This is a genomic window from Mycobacterium sp., from assembly GCF_036488105.1.
GTDB lineage: Bacteria > Actinomycetota > Actinomycetes > Mycobacteriales > Mycobacteriaceae > Mycobacterium.
The window spans coordinates 15,360-30,706 of record NZ_DASXHW010000010.1 but is presented as its reverse complement, the minus strand read 5'-3'; the positions used below and the strand labels follow the sequence as shown (position 1 = coordinate 30,706).

Annotated in this window: 13 protein-coding genes; 4 read left to right on the top strand and 9 right to left on the bottom strand. The window is 63.6% G+C overall.

The window, feature by feature from the left end; all coding sequences use genetic code 11:
• Positions 1-119: 119 nt before the first annotated feature.
• Positions 120-1,016 carry an alpha/beta hydrolase gene (locus VGH54_RS00585; RefSeq protein ID WP_331510000.1) on the bottom strand — a complete coding sequence of 299 codons (897 nt, stop codon included), beginning with the start codon at positions 1,014-1,016 and terminating at the stop codon, positions 120-122.
• A gap of 178 nt (positions 1,017-1,194) precedes the next feature.
• On the opposite strand from VGH54_RS00585, the gene VGH54_RS00580 reads away from it, so the two are divergent.
• Positions 1,195-4,170, top strand: coding sequence for an AMP-binding protein (locus VGH54_RS00580; RefSeq protein WP_331509999.1), 2,976 nt, complete (start codon positions 1,195-1,197; stop codon positions 4,168-4,170).
• A 59-nt stretch (positions 4,171-4,229) separates the two neighbouring features.
• Here VGH54_RS00580 and VGH54_RS00575 read toward each other — a convergent pair whose 3' ends face one another.
• From VGH54_RS00575 to VGH54_RS00550, 6 genes are all read right to left on the bottom strand, one after another.
• Positions 4,230-4,691, bottom strand: a complete 462-nt coding sequence (locus VGH54_RS00575; RefSeq protein ID WP_331509998.1) for an STAS domain-containing protein — start codon at positions 4,689-4,691, stop codon at positions 4,230-4,232.
• 337 nt (positions 4,692-5,028) lie between these two features.
• Positions 5,029-5,889 (bottom strand): alpha/beta fold hydrolase, encoded by an 861-nt coding sequence (locus VGH54_RS00570; RefSeq protein WP_331509997.1) that lies wholly within the window; start codon positions 5,887-5,889, stop codon positions 5,029-5,031.
• Between the two features lie 103 nt (positions 5,890-5,992).
• On the bottom strand, positions 5,993-7,240 hold the full coding sequence (locus VGH54_RS00565; protein WP_331509996.1) for a fatty acid desaturase: 1,248 nt from the start codon (positions 7,238-7,240) through the stop codon (positions 5,993-5,995).
• Positions 7,241-7,321: 81 nt separating this feature from the next.
• Positions 7,322-7,501, bottom strand: coding sequence for a DUF6131 family protein (locus tag VGH54_RS00560; protein WP_331509995.1), 180 nt, complete (start codon positions 7,499-7,501; stop codon positions 7,322-7,324).
• 597 nt (positions 7,502-8,098) lie between these two features.
• Positions 8,099-8,725, bottom strand: coding sequence for a hypothetical protein (locus tag VGH54_RS00555; RefSeq protein ID WP_331509994.1), 627 nt, complete (start codon positions 8,723-8,725; stop codon positions 8,099-8,101).
• Positions 8,726-8,919: 194 nt separating this feature from the next.
• The gene (locus tag VGH54_RS00550; RefSeq protein WP_331509993.1) at positions 8,920-9,723 is read right to left on the bottom strand and encodes a GAF and ANTAR domain-containing protein; all 804 of its coding nucleotides are present in this window, start codon (positions 9,721-9,723) and stop codon (positions 8,920-8,922) included.
• Between the two features lie 417 nt (positions 9,724-10,140).
• Between VGH54_RS00550 and VGH54_RS00545 the strand changes: the two genes are divergently transcribed.
• From VGH54_RS00545 to VGH54_RS00535, 3 genes are all read left to right on the top strand, one after another.
• Entirely contained in the window at positions 10,141-10,977 is an 837-nt protein-coding gene (locus tag VGH54_RS00545) for a slipin family protein (RefSeq protein ID WP_331509992.1), read from the top strand.
• A 27-nt stretch (positions 10,978-11,004) separates the two neighbouring features.
• Positions 11,005-13,479: a phosphoketolase family protein gene (locus tag VGH54_RS00540; protein ID WP_331509991.1), complete on the top strand. Its 2,475-nt coding sequence runs from the start codon at positions 11,005-11,007 to the stop codon at positions 13,477-13,479.
• A 107-nt stretch (positions 13,480-13,586) separates the two neighbouring features.
• Positions 13,587-14,582: an Acg family FMN-binding oxidoreductase gene (locus VGH54_RS00535; RefSeq protein WP_331509990.1), complete on the top strand. Its 996-nt coding sequence runs from the start codon at positions 13,587-13,589 to the stop codon at positions 14,580-14,582.
• A gap of 62 nt (positions 14,583-14,644) precedes the next feature.
• Here VGH54_RS00535 and VGH54_RS00530 read toward each other — a convergent pair whose 3' ends face one another.
• Complete coding sequence (locus tag VGH54_RS00530) at positions 14,645-14,878, bottom strand: hypothetical protein (RefSeq protein ID WP_331509989.1); 234 nt, start codon at positions 14,876-14,878, stop codon at positions 14,645-14,647.
• A 136-nt stretch (positions 14,879-15,014) separates the two neighbouring features.
• Entirely contained in the window at positions 15,015-15,173 is a 159-nt protein-coding gene (locus VGH54_RS00525) for a DUF6307 family protein (RefSeq protein ID WP_331509988.1), read from the bottom strand.
• Positions 15,174-15,347 lie beyond the last annotated feature (174 nt).

Genomic DNA, 15,347 nt, shown 5'->3' with positions numbered 1-15,347 from the left:
ATCGGTGGCCATCTGTGTCCGCACCTGCGCCTCGCTGGAGTGACGCGCCATGAGGTCGGCGACCGCGCTGCGTAGCGCCCGCTGTTCGTCGCTCACCAAGAATGGTGCGCCGGTAGGCATCAACTCGTCGCGGCCAGCGCGGATCGCAGGCTCGCACACTCGTTGGCGAAAAACGACTGTGACACAGAGGCTTTCGGCACTACCAGGTCGAAGCCGTGAAATGCCCCGGGGACCACCTCGACCTGGCACGGGACGCCGGCAGCGGTGAGACGCTCGGCGTAGGCAAGATTTTCGTCGTGGAACAGGTCGTGGGTGCCGACACCGATCCACGCCGGGGGCAGTCCGCTCAGGTCGTCGCGTCGCGCCGGAACCGCAACCTGCGGGTCGGCGTTGCCGAGGTAGGCCGCCCAGCCGAAGCGATTGCTCTTCGGGCCCCACAGCCGGTAACCCGGCTTGTTCGGCCCGGAGCCACTTCGGTCGTCGAGCATCGGGTAGGCCAGCAGCTGCAGGGTCGGCGTCACCTCCCCGCGGTCACGTGCCAGCAGCGCCAATGCCGCGGCCAACCCACCTCCGGCGCTGGCCCCGCCGATCGCCACCCGAGCCGGGTCGACGGCGGGCAGCGCAGCCAGCCAGGTCAGCGCCGCGTAGCAGTCCTCGAGAGGGGTGGGGTACGGATGCTCGGGGGCCAACCGATAGTCCACCGCCGCCACGGTGATGCCCAGCTCGCGGGCGAACCGCCGGCACACCGCATCGTCCTGCTGTGCGGTGCCGATGACGTAGCCACCGCCGTGAATCCACAGCAACGCTGCGCCGGGTTGGCTGACGCCGGCCGGGCGGTGCAGTCGCACCCCGACACCGGAGCGCAGGATGAGCGCCTCGACGCCATCGGGGTTTTTGCCGCGTGGCATGACCGAGGACAGCCTGCGGATCACCCGCAGCGTCCGCGGGCCGACGAGCGATCGTGGGGCCAGGCGGGCGATTCTGCGAAGGTCGGGGTGGAAATCGGTGCTCGGCATCGGTCCAGTATCGCAACGTCGTCCGGCGCCATGTCCCGGGCTCCGCCTTTAACGCGAAAACTCAAGTGCGTCCGAAATCTTGGCTCTTCGCTGCGGCACAGTCGCTGCGCGTAGTGTGGACTGAGTGACGTCAACCCATGCATGATCGCCGGGAGTGTCGGTGCGACGTGTGGTGTCGATGACATGGGGTAGCAGCTTGATTGCGGGTTCCGCGAACCGGGTGGTCGCGACCTTGCAGAACGGTGTCGAGGTGCTGCGATTCGGTGGCCTTCAGACCGGATCCCGTCCGTCGCCCTTCCAGACTGTGGAGCGGTGCGACATGTACCGGTTGCGACGGTACTTCCCCGACAGTGCGAATGATCCGTCACGGCCAACGGTAATACTGGTACCGCCAATGATGATGTCGGCCAACGTGTTTGACGTCACCAGGGACCAGGGCGCGGTCGGAGTCCTGCATGATCTCGGGGTGGACCCGTGGGTGGTTGACTTCGGCTCACCAGACCTGGAAACCGATGGGCTCGAACGCACATTGAGCGACCACGTTGTCGCGCTGAGCAGGGTCATCGATTCAGTCCTGGCACACACCGGCCACAAGGTGCATTTGGCGGGGTATTCGCAGGGTGGCATGTTCTGCTATCAGACCGCGGCCTACCGACGGTCCGAGGGCCTGGCCAGCGTGATCACCTTCGGCGCCGCCGTCGATTCACTCAGCGGTCTGCCGTTCGGAATACCCGCGGTCTTGGCGGGGCGCGGCGCGCAGCTGGTCGCCGACCACGTCTTCAACCGTCTCTCGGTGTCCGGATGGATGGCCCGCACCGGGTTTCAGCTTCTGGACCCGATCAAGACGGTCCAGGCGAGGTGGGACTTTCTGCGGCAACTCCATGACCGAGAGGCGTTGCTGCCCAGGGAACAACAACGCCGCTTCCTCGAGGTGGAGGGCTGGGTGGCATGGTCGGGCCCCGCGGTCGCCGAACTGTTACGGCAGTTCGTGGTCCACAACCGCATGATGGCCGGCGGCGCCGCGATCGACGGCACGCTGATAACGCTTGCGGAAATCACTTGTCCGATCCTTGCGTTCATCGGGGAGGTCGATGACATCGGCCAACCCGCGGCTGTTCGAGCAATCGGGCGGGCCGCCCCCCGCGCCGAGGTGTCCGAAGTCTTAATGCGGGCGGGTCACTTCGGGCTCGTGGTCGGATCGACCGCCGCCACGCACACGTGGCCCAATGTCGGCAAATGGGTGCTATGGCAAGAAGGTCGAGGGCCCAGGCCGCAGGATGTGCATGCGATGGCGGCCGACGCAGGCGTCGTGATCGATGGTGCTGCCGGTCTGTCGTCGCGTATCGCGCACTCGGCGAGTGCGCTGGCCGAAGTGGGCATCGGCGTAGGCCTGGGGTTGGCCGAAGCCGCGGTGTGGGCGGCGCGCAGTGGCAGGGAGATCGCCGGAGAGGCCGTGCGTACCCTTCCCCGGCTCGCCCGCCTCGGCGGACTGCAACCCCACACCAAGGTGTCGTTGGGCGGGTTGATGGCCGAACAGGCGAACAGAGCGCCCGAGGGGGAATGCTTCCTATTCGATGATCGGGTCCACACCAACGCGGCGGTGGATCACCGCATCGACGAAGTGGTGCGCGTCCTCATCGCCGTTGGTATCCGGCAGGGAGCCCGCATCGGTGTGTTGATGGATACCAGCCCCAGTGCCGTGGTCGCGATCGCGGCATTGTCGCGGCTCGGGGCTGTGGCGGTGTTGCTACCCCCGGACGACGACCTCCCCGCGGCCGTCCACCTGTGCGAGGTGGCCGACATCGTCACCGATCCCCACCATTCGGCAGCGGCCGCTGCGACCGGCGCCAGGGTGCTGATCCTCGGTCAGGGCCCCCGCACCGCAGACCTCGGTCATACGGAGTCAGACCGGATCGTAGAGCTAGACCGCCTCAGTCTGTCCGGTGAGCGGCTACCGCAGTGGTATCGCCCGAACCCGGGCCGGGCGAGTGATCTCGCCTTCGTGTTCTTCAGCACGACGGGCGGACGCCGAGTGATCAAGGAGGTCACCAATCATCGGTGGGCGCTGTCGGCCTATGGCACGGCCACAGCCGCCGCGCTCGGCAGCGGCGACACGATCTATTGCCTGACCCCGCTGCACCATCCGTCGGGCCTGATGGTCAGCCTCGGCGGCGCGGTCGCCGGCGGGTCGCGCATCGCCTTGACCCGGGGCGTCCATCCAACCGAGTTCGCCGACGAGGTCCACCGTTACGGCGTCACGGTGGTGTCCTACACCTGGGCCATGCTGAGCGAACTGGTGGAGGCGACGTCGCCCGAGCTTCAGGAGCATCATCCGATCCGCCTGTTCATCGGAGCCGGAATGCCTGTCGGGCTGTGGCACAAGGTCACCGAGCGATTCGCCCCGGCACGAGTGCTGGAATTCTATGCATCCACCGAGGGGGATGCGGTGCTGGCAAACGTAGCGGGGACGAAGACCGGGGCCAAGGGCCGACCGCTGCCCGGCAGCACCGAGATTCGCCTCGGCGGATATGACGTCACGACCGGCCGGTTCATCGAAGATGAGCATGGTTTCGTGTGCCCCTGCGCGGACGACGAGGTGGGCGTGCTGCTGGCGAAGTCGCGCCCCGGACTTGACGCCGCGCGCGTGTCGATGCGCGGGGTTTTTGCCGAGGGAGATACCTGGATCACCACAGACCACCTGTTCCGTCGCGACAGCGACGGCGACTATTGGTTTGTCGACAATAGGAACACCGTGATCCAGTCGGCGCGCGGGCCGGTCTTCTGCCAGCCGATTTGCGATGCCCTCGGCGACATCACCGTGATCGACCTGGCCGTGGTCTATCCCGTCGCGACCGACGCGACCGATGCGACCGACGCGCACGACGTCGCGGTCGCAGCGGTGACGCTCGGCAAGGGCGGCAACCTCACCGCGGCCAGCCTGACCAGCGCGTTGAGTAGCCTTCCTCGCGGCCAGCGTCCCGCCATCGTCCATATCGTTGACCGGATACCGCTGACACCCTCTTACCGTCCACTGTCGATCACACTGCGAGCGGCTGGGCTGCCGACGCCCGGCGAATCGACCTGGTACCACGATCACGCCGATGGCCACTATCGACAAGGGGCCACCGCCGTTGGCATGCCGGCACCCGTCTAGCCCCCTGGAGTCGCTGCGCCTCTAGCCGGGCCGTTCAGCGGCCAGCCCGAGTGGTCTGGCTAAGCACACCGCGCGTGGGCGGCTCGAGGATTGTCCGGGATCTCAGTGGCCCGCGATGGGCGTGGTGGACGGTAAGGTTGGCCCTGGATGATCGCCATCGCTGCCTCGACGGTGCTTGCGGCGGGTAGCAAACCTTGCGGGTCGCCGATCCGCAGCACCCGGGAGACTGCTTCGCTGGGTACTACCGCCCAGCCTATGCCGGGGTCCGCGCAGCAGACGGAGACCCGATGCAGCGCCGAGAAACCCTCGGTTCCAAAGAAATCCAGGTCGCGCAGATCGAGGATCAGTCCGCGACAACGCATTAGATGGCCCAGGGTGTACTCGGTCAGAGTGTCAGCGTTGGATGCATCGATGTGCCCGTGGGCGCTGATGACGGCTACCGATGATCTCAGCCGACAATAGGCTAATCGTGTGGTGTGACTCTCCCATGAGCGGGAAAGAAAGCCGTCGGCCCGCGGCATAGATGGAGTAGGAACAGCATTCATGGTGATCCCCGCCGTGCGGTTGTCACCGGTCTGTTCGGCGTGAGCTAATGCTCTCCGAAGTCAGCGGCGGACGGCTGACCCATCCCGAACTGGTTGAAAGTCTCAACTCAGTTGAGGTTTCACCCCGCGGGAGCGATTGTCAACGCCTGGGGATTGGGCCTTTGGATGCGACTACAACGAACGTGGATGCGAGGTCTGCAGCCTTGGGAGTGGGTGGGCAGATGCTCAGTCCAAGCGAAACGAAGCGCGGCGGCGATAGCGTCGGTGCGTGCGCGAATTGTTGTGGCAAGCAACAGGCCTCGTTGAGTTCTGGTTAGGGTTTTTGATTCGTCAGATCGGCATCCCGCCCTGTGGTGGTGATGAAGTCGTTAAGGATGTCGACCACGGCTGTCGGGGATTCGACATGAGGGAAGTGCCCGACGCCGGCGAGCACTTCGAGTCGACTACCCGGCACGGCCTCGTGAGCGGCGTAGCCGTGGGCGACAGGAATGATCCGGTCCTGCTCACCCCAGATCAGCAAGGTTGGTAATCCATAACTGACATGGATCTTGCCGAGCGCGCTGACCGCCTGGCCGCGGTAGTCCACCACCGAGCGCAACGTACGTAGGAATGCTTGGCGAGTCGGCCGATCCGACAACGAGCAATAGGCGCTCCACATCTCGCCGGCGCGCGGTGACTTGATTCCGGCCGACGTGAGCCACGACCCCAGCTTGTTGCCGAGGTTCAACACCGGCTGCGGAGCAACCACCGGCAGCACCAACTCGGCTCCGGGTGCCGAGAGGATGCGCAATATCCAGTTGAGGTCGGGGCCGAGGCCACCGCTGCTGATCAGAACCAGGCGCTGGCAGTAGTCGCGATGTTGATAGGTGAACTGCATGGCGACACCGCCACCGAGTGATTGACCGACCACTGTGGCCTGGCTGATACCTAACTCATCGAGCAGATCACGCAGCCACGCCGCGAACGCACCCAGCGAATAGTCACCGCGCGGCTTGGCCGATTCACCGTGCCCAAGCAGGTCCGGTGCGACCACTCGATACCTTTTCGCCAACTCGGGGATGACCGCGCGCCAGGTCGCTGAGCTTCCCGCCATCCCATGAATCAACAGCAGCGCCTCGCCGGATCCTGCGTCCCGATAGGCAATACGCTCACCGTGCAATTCGAGATAGCTCATCTCGGTCACCTGAACTGGTCTCCGTCCAACAGTGTTCTGGCATGCCCTGGTAGCCGACTATAACTTAACCTACGGTCCCGTAGGTTACTGGCCAGTAGCACACTCATCTGTGCTGTTCGCGGTGCCATTGGCGGACCGCCGCAATCGCCGTCTTGAGTCCGCGGCGGCGTCCTGTCACCAGGTCGGTACCGGTGAAGCCGGGCTGAAGTTCGGTGAACATCCGCTCGCTGCGGGTCTCCGGAGCGTTGTCGGCGGTATCGCGCAAGTAGCGGTCCGGCAGCGACAGTTTGGCGATGGTGCGCCACGTCTTGGCGTACTGCCCCAGAAATGAGCCCGTGGTGTAAGGCAAGTCGTACTTGTCGCACACCTCTTGCACGCGAAGCGAGATCTCGTGTAGCCGATTGCTCGGTATGTCGGGATATAGGTGATGCTCGATCTGGTAGCACAGGTTGCCGCTCATGAAACGCATCGCCGGACCGGCGTCGAAGTTGGCACTGCCCAGCATCTGGCGCAAATACCACTGCCCCTTGGACTCGCCCGCCATGTCGGTCTTGGCGAACTTCTCAGCGCCATCGGGGAAGTGCCCACAGAAGATCACAGCGTCGGTCCAGATGTTGCGGATCACGTTGGCCACGATGTTGGCCTTCAGCGTCGATGTGAAGGTCGCCTTCGGCGACACCGAGGTCAACGCCGGGAACGCGACGTAGTCCTTGATCAGTTGCCGTCCGGCTTTGGTGGAGAATTCGCGGATCTGCCGCAGGGTTGTTTCGCGGCCCGGGCCCTCTTCGAGGAGTTTGCCGAATTCGATGGGCTGCAAGCCAATTCCCCACTCAAAACCGAGCGCGAGGATGGTGTTGAAGAGCAGGTTGCCGAGGTTGTAGACCTTCCAGGGCTGGTCACGGGTCACCCGCAGGGTGCTGTAACCCACGTCGTCGTCCATACCGAGGATGTTGGTGTACTTGTGGTGCTGAAAGTTATGGGTAGCTCTCCAGTGTTTCGACACCCCACTCATGTCCCACTCCCATGTCGAGGAGTGGATCTCGGGATCGTTCATCCAGTCCCACTGGCCGTGCATGACATTGTGGCCGATCTCCATGTTCTCGATGATCTTGGCCAGACCTAACGTCACCGTTCCCGCCCACCATGCCGAGCGTTTCGAGCTACCGGCCAGCATGAGCCGGCCCGTGAGATCCAGAGCTCGTTGCGTGGCAATGGTGCGGCGGATATAGCGTGCGTCGCGCTCGCCAAGGGAATCCTCGATATCCAGTCTGATCGCATCCAGTTCAACGGCCAGGTTGTCGATGTCGGCGTCGGTCAGGTGGGTGAAGGCCCGAACGTCGGTGATTGCCATCGTTATCCGCCTTTCTTTCGGGTTCGTATCACCCGGCTCGGCCAGCCGCTGCTAGCCGAGCCGGGGAGTGCATCGGGCCGGTCAGTAGTAGTGGCGGCGTCCGCCGACGGCGTGTCCCATCCGTCCCATCAGCATCAGTGCCAGGCCAACGACGAGGAGGATGACCCCGATGACCAAGCAAAGATGGGCGTAGGCGAAGGCAGGAAGGAGGGCAGGGAGGAGGAGCCCGAGGACGATGAGGAGAATTCCGATGCCGATCATGACGTGTACCTAGTTTCGGTGGATATGTGGGGGGAGGATGGTGGGGTCAGGGTCGGAGAACATCATTTAGATTGGTGCTCAAGCGATTCGGTGTGCCCAGCCCGATCGGCGCGTCTTTCGTCGAGCAGCCGGTTATTCCGGGCAGCATGCGTTCCTGACCGCAAAGGATGGATTCGGAAGGTGCGGCGCGAGCAAATGCTCATCAAGTTCGGCAGCGTACAGCCAAACTCTTTCCAGACTGGCTGAATGGCTCAGCAACAACAACGGTACACCTGTCGGGTACCTCGGGCCAGATGTTGTGACCTGAGATGTCGGCCACACGGGTAGCGGCAGGCGACGCAGAGACCGCTGGTCGATTTCCCAGTCTGGTCTGGTTGGCTTGGCCGCTGGCACAATTCAGCTCGTTCAGGCCGGAGGCGAAGGTGCTCTCATGTGGCATGACGTGCTCGTCGAACAGATTGCGTTGGCGGAGAACGTCATCCGCACGATCGAGGACAACGACCGACGGCTGGCCTCGTCCCGGATTGGCCGCTCAACATCGCTGACGCTATATGGCGCGAGCACGGGGAGCCACTGCGCAGCGCGGTTTTTACGTGCTTACGCTGTCAGCCCGTGTTGGGTTCGTGATCGGCGCTCGGCATCGGCCGGGTCCGCGGCGGTCAGGGTGTCGAGGATGGACTGCGCAGTGGTGTATCGATCGGTACGCGCGCCATCAGCTTGAGTGTCCAATTTCGAATGTGCTTGCCGCGGAGTGCAGCCGCGGCCGATGAGCACCCCGATGGCCTGGTTGATGACCGACGCCGCTCGCAGAGATGCCCCGCCGTCCGACCCGGCGGGGACGCTCAGGTGCTGATCGAGCGCGAAGTCGCTGGGTGGACGGCCGGTTAGCCACGCCAGGTCCGCGGCGAGGTCGACAAATGTTCCCGGCCTCGCCGCGAAGAAGACGAGGGCAACCGACGGCCCTGCCCGGCCCTCACCGACACCCGCTGGCAGCGTTAGCCAAAGCGAGGTTCGAACATTGTCGGCCGCGCCCTCCTCGAAGGTAGTGCACGTGAACGGCGGATCACCGCCCGCGACGGTCACGCTCAGACCGAGAAAGGTGGGAACCGCCGCACGGGCGTCGACGCCCAAGCGATGCAGACTGTGCAGCACATCGGCGGCGGGCTCATCCAGGGCGGCGGTGAGGATGCCCAAATCGGCGGCCAGGGCCGCGCTGATCTTCATGACCGTATTGCTCCGCTGGGCGCACCCGAGCGCGGATCGAGCCTGCCGGTGCCGAACAGGCAAGTCGCCTGCAGGGTGGGAAACGCGCGACGCAAGCCAGGACCCGTCGCGTTGACTGTTTACCCACCCTCTAACCTACGCGTGTCGCACCGTGCAGCGACCGTTCGGCCGCCGGCCGACCTTGTGGTTCGGGCTCAGATCGGGTCGTGTCGGGCGCGGGCGCGGCGCACCGCTTCATCGACGATGTGTTGGGCCACCTCAGCTAATTTGCGGTGTTCGGTTTGGCTGATCGTTCGCAGCTGATTGAACGCCTCCTCGGCGCTGCGCCCGCTGCGCCCCCGGATCAGGCCGATCGCCTGATCGATCACCGGACGCGTCGACAGCGCCTTTTGCAACTGGGTGGTCAAAGCCATCGCATGCGCAAGGACCTGGGCGTTATGCACTGCCACCGCAGCGGGTTTGGCGAACAGTTCCCCCAGTTCGGCGGCGTGCTCACCGAAGACGTCTTTGCCGTGGGCGTAGACATTGATCGCGCCGATCACCTGATCCGACAGCAGTAGCGGCAGCGACAGCGCACTGTGCACGCCCAAGCGGCCCACTCGGGGACCGAACCGCGGCCACATCTTCTCCCCACCCAACGACCCAGACCGCACCGTGCGCCGCTCCAGTGCCGCGGTGATGCAGGGCCCCTCCATGAGGGTCACGTACTGAATTTCGTCGATCTCGGCGACGAACGGGGCGCTGGCCGCCAACGCCTCAACCATGTTGTCCACCCGGTCGACCTGCAACAAGGTAACCCCGGCGCCGTCGGCGCCGGGTATCGCGTGCACCGCGAACGTCGACACCTCAGCCAGTAACTCAGGCAACCCCCGACTGCCCGCCACCAAGCCCGCCAGGTCGTCGATCCCGGCCCGCAAGTCGGCGGCATCAGCCGTAGCCTGCTGCGCGCTCAGCGACCCCGACGGTAAGCCGTCGGGGTCCTCGGTGAACTCCGTCATACCTGTGCTCAATAATCTTGGCGGAGCTGGGAATCGACACCGAAGCCCAGCACCCGCATGGCGCAACCGTCACGAGATGGTTGTCAGCATGATGTTACGCCGGTAGCCGCGTAGTAGAAGCACACTGTCGCGCACGAGCAGTCCAAACGGGCGTAGTGTCAAGAGTGCTGAGAATCTCAGCTGGTTCGGGATGAGTTCGGCCGTCCGCCGCTTAACTCAAGGAGCATCGGCTCCGAGCCCTCACACGCCGGTGATGAAATGCACGTCAGGTCAGCGTGGCCACTTCGCTTGCTTCCCATCGCTCCACTCACCTGCTGCCGCCCCAGGTCTCGACGGCGGCTGCCGCACGCCCGAACCGCTTCCCTGGTCGCTGAGGGCGGAAACCCTAGATTCCTCAATATCGTTGAAGGACATGTCATGAAGGCTTTGATCATCCTGGCCGTGGTGCTCGTTATTGTCGCCCTGATCGTGTTGTCGTTCTCGATCAGAGTGGTGACGCAGTACGAGAAGGGTGTGTTGTTCCGCCTCGGCAAGGTGGTGGGTGTCAAGGACCCCGGGCTGGCCGTGATCATCCCGGTCATCGATCGGCTGATGAAGGTGTCGCTGCGAATTGTGACGATGCCGATCCAGTCCCAGGGCATCATCACCCGCGACAACGTCAGCGTCGACATTTCGGCGGTCGCCTACTTCCGAGTTGTCGACGCGGTGAAATCGGTGATTGCGATCGAGAATGTCCACGCCGCGATCAATCAGATCGCGCAGACCACGCTGCGCAAGGTTGTCGGCCGGCACAGCCTTGACCAGGCGCTGTCGGAGACCGACACCATCAACGCCGATATCCGAAAGATCCTCGACATCGCAACACTCGAATGGGGTGTCGAAGTGACGCTGGTCGAGCTCAAAGACATCCAGTTGCCCGACAGCATGAAACGCGCGATGGCTCGGCAAGCCGAGGCCGAGCGTGAGAAGCGAGCCAAAATCATTGCGGCGGAGGGCGAGTCAATGGCCGCGGCCGCATTGGGTGACGCGTCGGACACGATGATGGCGCATCCGTTGGCCTTGCAACTGCGCAACCTGCAAACTCTTGTCGAACTCGGGGTGGAGAAGAACACCACCATCGTGTTCCCGGCGCCGCTCATGAGTGCGATCGGTGAGCTGGGCGCCTTCCTCGCCCGAGAAGGTGCGGCCGCCGCTTCCCCACTTCAACCGGTCAGCACCGCGAATGGGGCCGAGCCGTCAACGCGAACCGGGTAGCTGCGAGCCGACCGAAGGGCCACCACAATGACGACCCGAACCCTCGAACCTGAACTGCTCCGCAAGATGAACGCCTACTGGCGGGCAGCGAATTATCTGTCAGTCGGTCAGATCTATCTGTATGACAACCCGTTGCTCAAACGACCGCTCCGGCTATCGGATGTAAAACCACTCGTAGTCGGTCATTGGGGAACGACGCCGGGTCAAAACTTCATCTATGTGCACCTGAACCGGGTCATCACGAAGTACGACCTGGACATGTTCTACGTCGCCGGCCCCGGTCATGGTGGCCCGGCCCTGGTCGCCAACACCTACCTCGAGGGCTCCTACACCGAGATCTATCCCGACATCAGCCGGGACGAGTCCGGCCTGAAGAAGCTCTTCACCCAATTCTCTTTTCCCGGAGGCATTTCCAGCCACGTGGCACCGACTACTCCGGGATCGATCCACGAAGGCGGGGAACTGGGTTACTCGCTGAGTCACGCGTTCGGCGCTGTCTTCGATAACCCCGGCCTGATTGTCGCGTGCGTGATCGGCGACGGCGAGGCTGAGACGGGACCACTGGCCACGGCCTGGCATTCCACCAAGTTCCTCAGCCCGATCGGTGACGGCGCGGTGCTGCCGATCCTGCATCTGAACGGCTACAAGATCAGTAACCCGACCGTGCTGGCCCGCATCGAACACGAGGAACTGGACCAACTCCTGCGCGGCTGCGGCTGGGACCCGCACTACGTCGAAGGTGATGATCCCGAAGCCATGCACGAATTGATGGCCACCGCCCTCGACACCGTCGTCGCCAGAATTCACGCGATCCAGCACAACGCCCGAGGCACTGGCGATACGACCCGCCCGCGCTGGCCGATGATCGTGCTGCGCTCTCCCAAAGGCTGGACCGGACCGAAAGAAGTCGACGGCCGGCTGATCGAAGGCACCTTTCGGGCACATCAGGTGCCGCTTCTCGTCGATGAGCAGCATCCTGGGCACCTCGAGCAACTCGAGAGCTGGATGCGCAGCTACCAACCCGACGAGCTGTTCGACGCGGCTGGGCGGCTGCTGCCCGACCTGGCCGCGCTGGCCCCCAACGGGCAACAGCGGATGGGCGCCAACCCGCACACCAACGGCGGACAACTGCTGCGAGACCTCCGGATGCCCGACTTCCGCGCCCATGCGGTGACGGTGGCCTCACCCGGAGCTGTGCAAGCCGAAGACACCCGCGTGCTCGGCGCTTTTTTGCGCGACGTGGTCGCGTTGAACGACGAGGCGCGCAACTTCCGGATCTTCGGCCCCGACGAAACCCTGTCGAACATGCTCGGCGCGGTCTTCGAGGTCACCGACCGGCAATGGGATGCCCGCACCGCCGCGAACGACGAATTCCTGGCTCCCACAGGCAGGCTCTTAGATTCGATGCTCAGCGAGCACCAGAGCGAAGGCTGGCTCGAAGGTTATCTGCTGACCGGCCGGCACGGGCTGTTCAACTGCTACGAGGCGTTCATCCACATCGTCGACTCAATGTTCAATCAGCATGCCAAGTGGCTCAAGGTCACCGCGCAACTGCCGTGGCGCCGTGATATCGCGTCACTGAATTATCTGCTCGCCTCGCATGTTTGGCAGCAAGACCACAACGGTTTCACCCACCAAGACCCCGGCTTCCTGGACCACGTCGTCAACAAAAAAGCTGACGTGGTGCGGATCTATCTGCCGCCGGACGCCAACTGCCTGCTCTCCGTGGCCGACCATTGTCTGCGCAGCCGTCATTACGTCAATGTCGTGGTCGCTGGGAAGCGTGCGATGCCGCAATGGCTGAACATGGACGACGCGGTGGTCCACTGCACCGAGGGCATCGGCATCTGGGAATGGGCCGGAAACGACCGCGGTGTCGAACCGGATGTGGTTCTGGCGTGCTGCGGCGATACTCCGACCCTCGAAGTGCTGGCTGCGGTGTCGATCCTTCGGGAACACTTGCCCGAGTTGAAGATCCGGGTGGTCAATGTGGTGGACCTGATGAGGTTGCAGTCGGCGACCGAGCACCCGCATGGGCTCAGCGACCGCGACTATGACGCCCTATTCACCACCGACAAACACATTATCTTCGCCTTCCACGGCTACCCGAGTCTGATTCATCGACTCACCTATCGCAGAACCAATCGAAATCTGCATGTGCGCGGCTACAACGAAGAAGGGACCATCACCACGTCCTTCGACATGCGCGTGCAGAACCGCTTGGACCGTTTCCATCTCGTCGCAGACGTCATTGACCGACTGCCCCAGCTCGGCGCGATCGGCGACTACCTGAAGCAGGCGATGGCGGACAAACTCATCGAACACACCCGCTACATCAACACTCACGGCCAAGACCTGCCCGAAATCCGCAACTGGATCTGGAATCCACCGCACTCGACACCACCGATCGGCGCGCGGACAGTGCTCGCAGAGGAGTTCCCGCCAGCCAGGCAACGAGGCGATCGTTTACACCGGCCTGCGGCATACGGACCAACGTCGTGACCGCCGCCGCGGATCGTTATCGCTCTGGCGGCAACGCACTGCGCGCTGGTGGCACCCGCCGGTGCGTTCTTGAATTGACTTAGGCACGAAATGGAGGTTGATCGATCATGCCGGACACCTTGGTGGATGTCGACATACTCAGGGCCGCAGTGCAGTTGGCGTGCCGGGCCCCGTCGTTACACAATAGCCAGCCCTGGCAATGGGTTGCCGAGGGTGTGGGGCTGGACCTCTATGTCGATCGCAGCCGAATTCTTCCCTCCACCGACAAGTCGGGGCGCGAGGCCCATATCGGCTGCGGCGCCGTCCTCGACCATCTATGCGTGGCGATGGCTGCAGCCGGGTGGGCAGCCAACGTCGACAGATTTCCCGACCCAAACAATCCCGGTCATCTCGCAGCGCTTGATTTCAGCCCGATGGGCCGCGTCACCGATCAGCATCGCCACCGAGCCAACGCAATTGGGCGCCGTCGCACCGACCGGCTTCCCTTCGCTGCACCGAGGAACTGGGCGTCCTTCGAACCTCTGCTGCGCAACGCCGTCGATGCCAGGGCAGTTCATCTCGACGTGATAGCCGCGGAGAGGCGCTGGGAACTGGCGAGGGCGTCACGACTCACCGAATCACTGCGGCTCTACGATTCCTCGTATCACACCGAATTAAGCTGGTGGACTGGTCATTTCGAGAATTCCGATGGGATTCCGCGCAGTTCACTGCTGTCGGCAGCCGAAAGCGATCGGGTCGACGTCGGACGGACCTTCCCGGTTAGCGCTCACAACGAGCGGCCGGTCGGCACCGGACAAGACCAGTCCACAGTGCTGGTTCTGTCCACCGACGAGGACACTCGCGATGACGCCTTGCGGTGCGGCGAAGCGCTGTCCGCGGTGCTGTTGGAGTGCACGTTGGCCGGCATGGCGACATGCACACTGAGCCATCTCACGGAGCTACAGTCCAGCCGTCACCTCATCGGCACCTTGACCGGGCGGGCTGCCATGCCGCAACTTGTGATCCGCGTCGGCGAAGCCCGTGTGCTTGGTGAGTTACCTCCGATCACGCCGCGGCGGCCACTTCCCGACATTCTGAGATTTCACCGCGACGCAGGAGGCTGAGCGATCGACAAGGCTGCCGGCCGATCATCACCTCTGATCCGGGTGCGGCCGCCCAGGGGCTCTTAAGTCGGCGGGGAAACCGGGGCTCCCCGTCTGAACCAGCCCTGGAAACGCCGCCGGTTCAACTGCTTTTCGTCGCCCTGCACGTCGGACCACGCACCCGGGGCGTAACTGTGTGGCCCTTTTGCGCCGTCGCGGAGGACGTCGAGCGTGCCGTCGTCGTGCTTGATGTAGGTGTCACCGAAGCGCATATATTTGTCGGTGTCGCCGTCTTGTAGTGTCACAGTAACTGTCATGGTTCAAACCTTCAGTCACGCAGACGAATCGCCCGTGCGGGGATCGTTAAGTGATGCGCCACCTTGACCAATCACTCATAAAATGTGCACACGAATCGGAAAACGTGCGGTCAAGAAATGCGGGACCGCCGCTGGTTCAGCGAATCTTCTCCGGAATCGAATTCAATGCCTCGAGAACATGTTCCGCGAGGTCGCTGGCTGCCTTGTCTCCGAGTTTGGTGTTGGAAGTGATGGTGTCCCTAACCAGTTCGAGACGGAGGACATAGGGCGAGCGGAACGTCGTTGGTGAAGCCATTAGCTTGTCCTTTTTAGTCGAGCATGTTTGCTCGATTGAGCTGCCCGATATACATGACGGTACGCCGATTTACGTCATTTGGGTGTGACTACGGACTCGTGGGTCCATGGGGCCGGTGAGGCGGACATCCCCGTGCTGCCCGCTGGCACGGGGGCGACTGCTTCGGGCACGTCG

Excerpts from the sequence above, each read along its gene's own strand:
- VGH54_RS00585 (WP_331510000.1), bottom strand. The coding sequence starts at position 1,016 with ATGCCGAGCACCGATTTCCACCCCGACCTTCGCAGAATCGCCCGCCTG.
- VGH54_RS00580 (WP_331509999.1), top strand. The coding sequence starts at position 1,195 with ATGACATGGGGTAGCAGCTTGATTGCGGGTTCCGCGAACCGGGTGGTC.
- VGH54_RS00575 (WP_331509998.1), bottom strand. The coding sequence starts at position 4,691 with ATGCCGCGGGCCGACGGCTTTCTTTCCCGCTCATGGGAGAGTCACACC.
- VGH54_RS00570 (WP_331509997.1), bottom strand. The coding sequence starts at position 5,889 with ATGAGCTATCTCGAATTGCACGGTGAGCGTATTGCCTATCGGGACGCA.
- VGH54_RS00565 (WP_331509996.1), bottom strand. The coding sequence starts at position 7,240 with ATGGCAATCACCGACGTTCGGGCCTTCACCCACCTGACCGACGCCGAC.
- VGH54_RS00560 (WP_331509995.1), bottom strand. The coding sequence starts at position 7,501 with ATGATCGGCATCGGAATTCTCCTCATCGTCCTCGGGCTCCTCCTCCCT.
- VGH54_RS00555 (WP_331509994.1), bottom strand. The coding sequence starts at position 8,725 with ATGAAGATCAGCGCGGCCCTGGCCGCCGATTTGGGCATCCTCACCGCC.
- VGH54_RS00550 (WP_331509993.1), bottom strand. The coding sequence starts at position 9,723 with ATGACGGAGTTCACCGAGGACCCCGACGGCTTACCGTCGGGGTCGCTG.
- VGH54_RS00545 (WP_331509992.1), top strand. The coding sequence starts at position 10,141 with ATGAAGGCTTTGATCATCCTGGCCGTGGTGCTCGTTATTGTCGCCCTG.
- VGH54_RS00540 (WP_331509991.1), top strand. The coding sequence starts at position 11,005 with ATGACGACCCGAACCCTCGAACCTGAACTGCTCCGCAAGATGAACGCC.
- VGH54_RS00535 (WP_331509990.1), top strand. The coding sequence starts at position 13,587 with ATGCCGGACACCTTGGTGGATGTCGACATACTCAGGGCCGCAGTGCAG.
- VGH54_RS00530 (WP_331509989.1), bottom strand. The coding sequence starts at position 14,878 with ATGACAGTTACTGTGACACTACAAGACGGCGACACCGACAAATATATG.
- VGH54_RS00525 (WP_331509988.1), bottom strand. The coding sequence starts at position 15,173 with ATGGCTTCACCAACGACGTTCCGCTCGCCCTATGTCCTCCGTCTCGAA.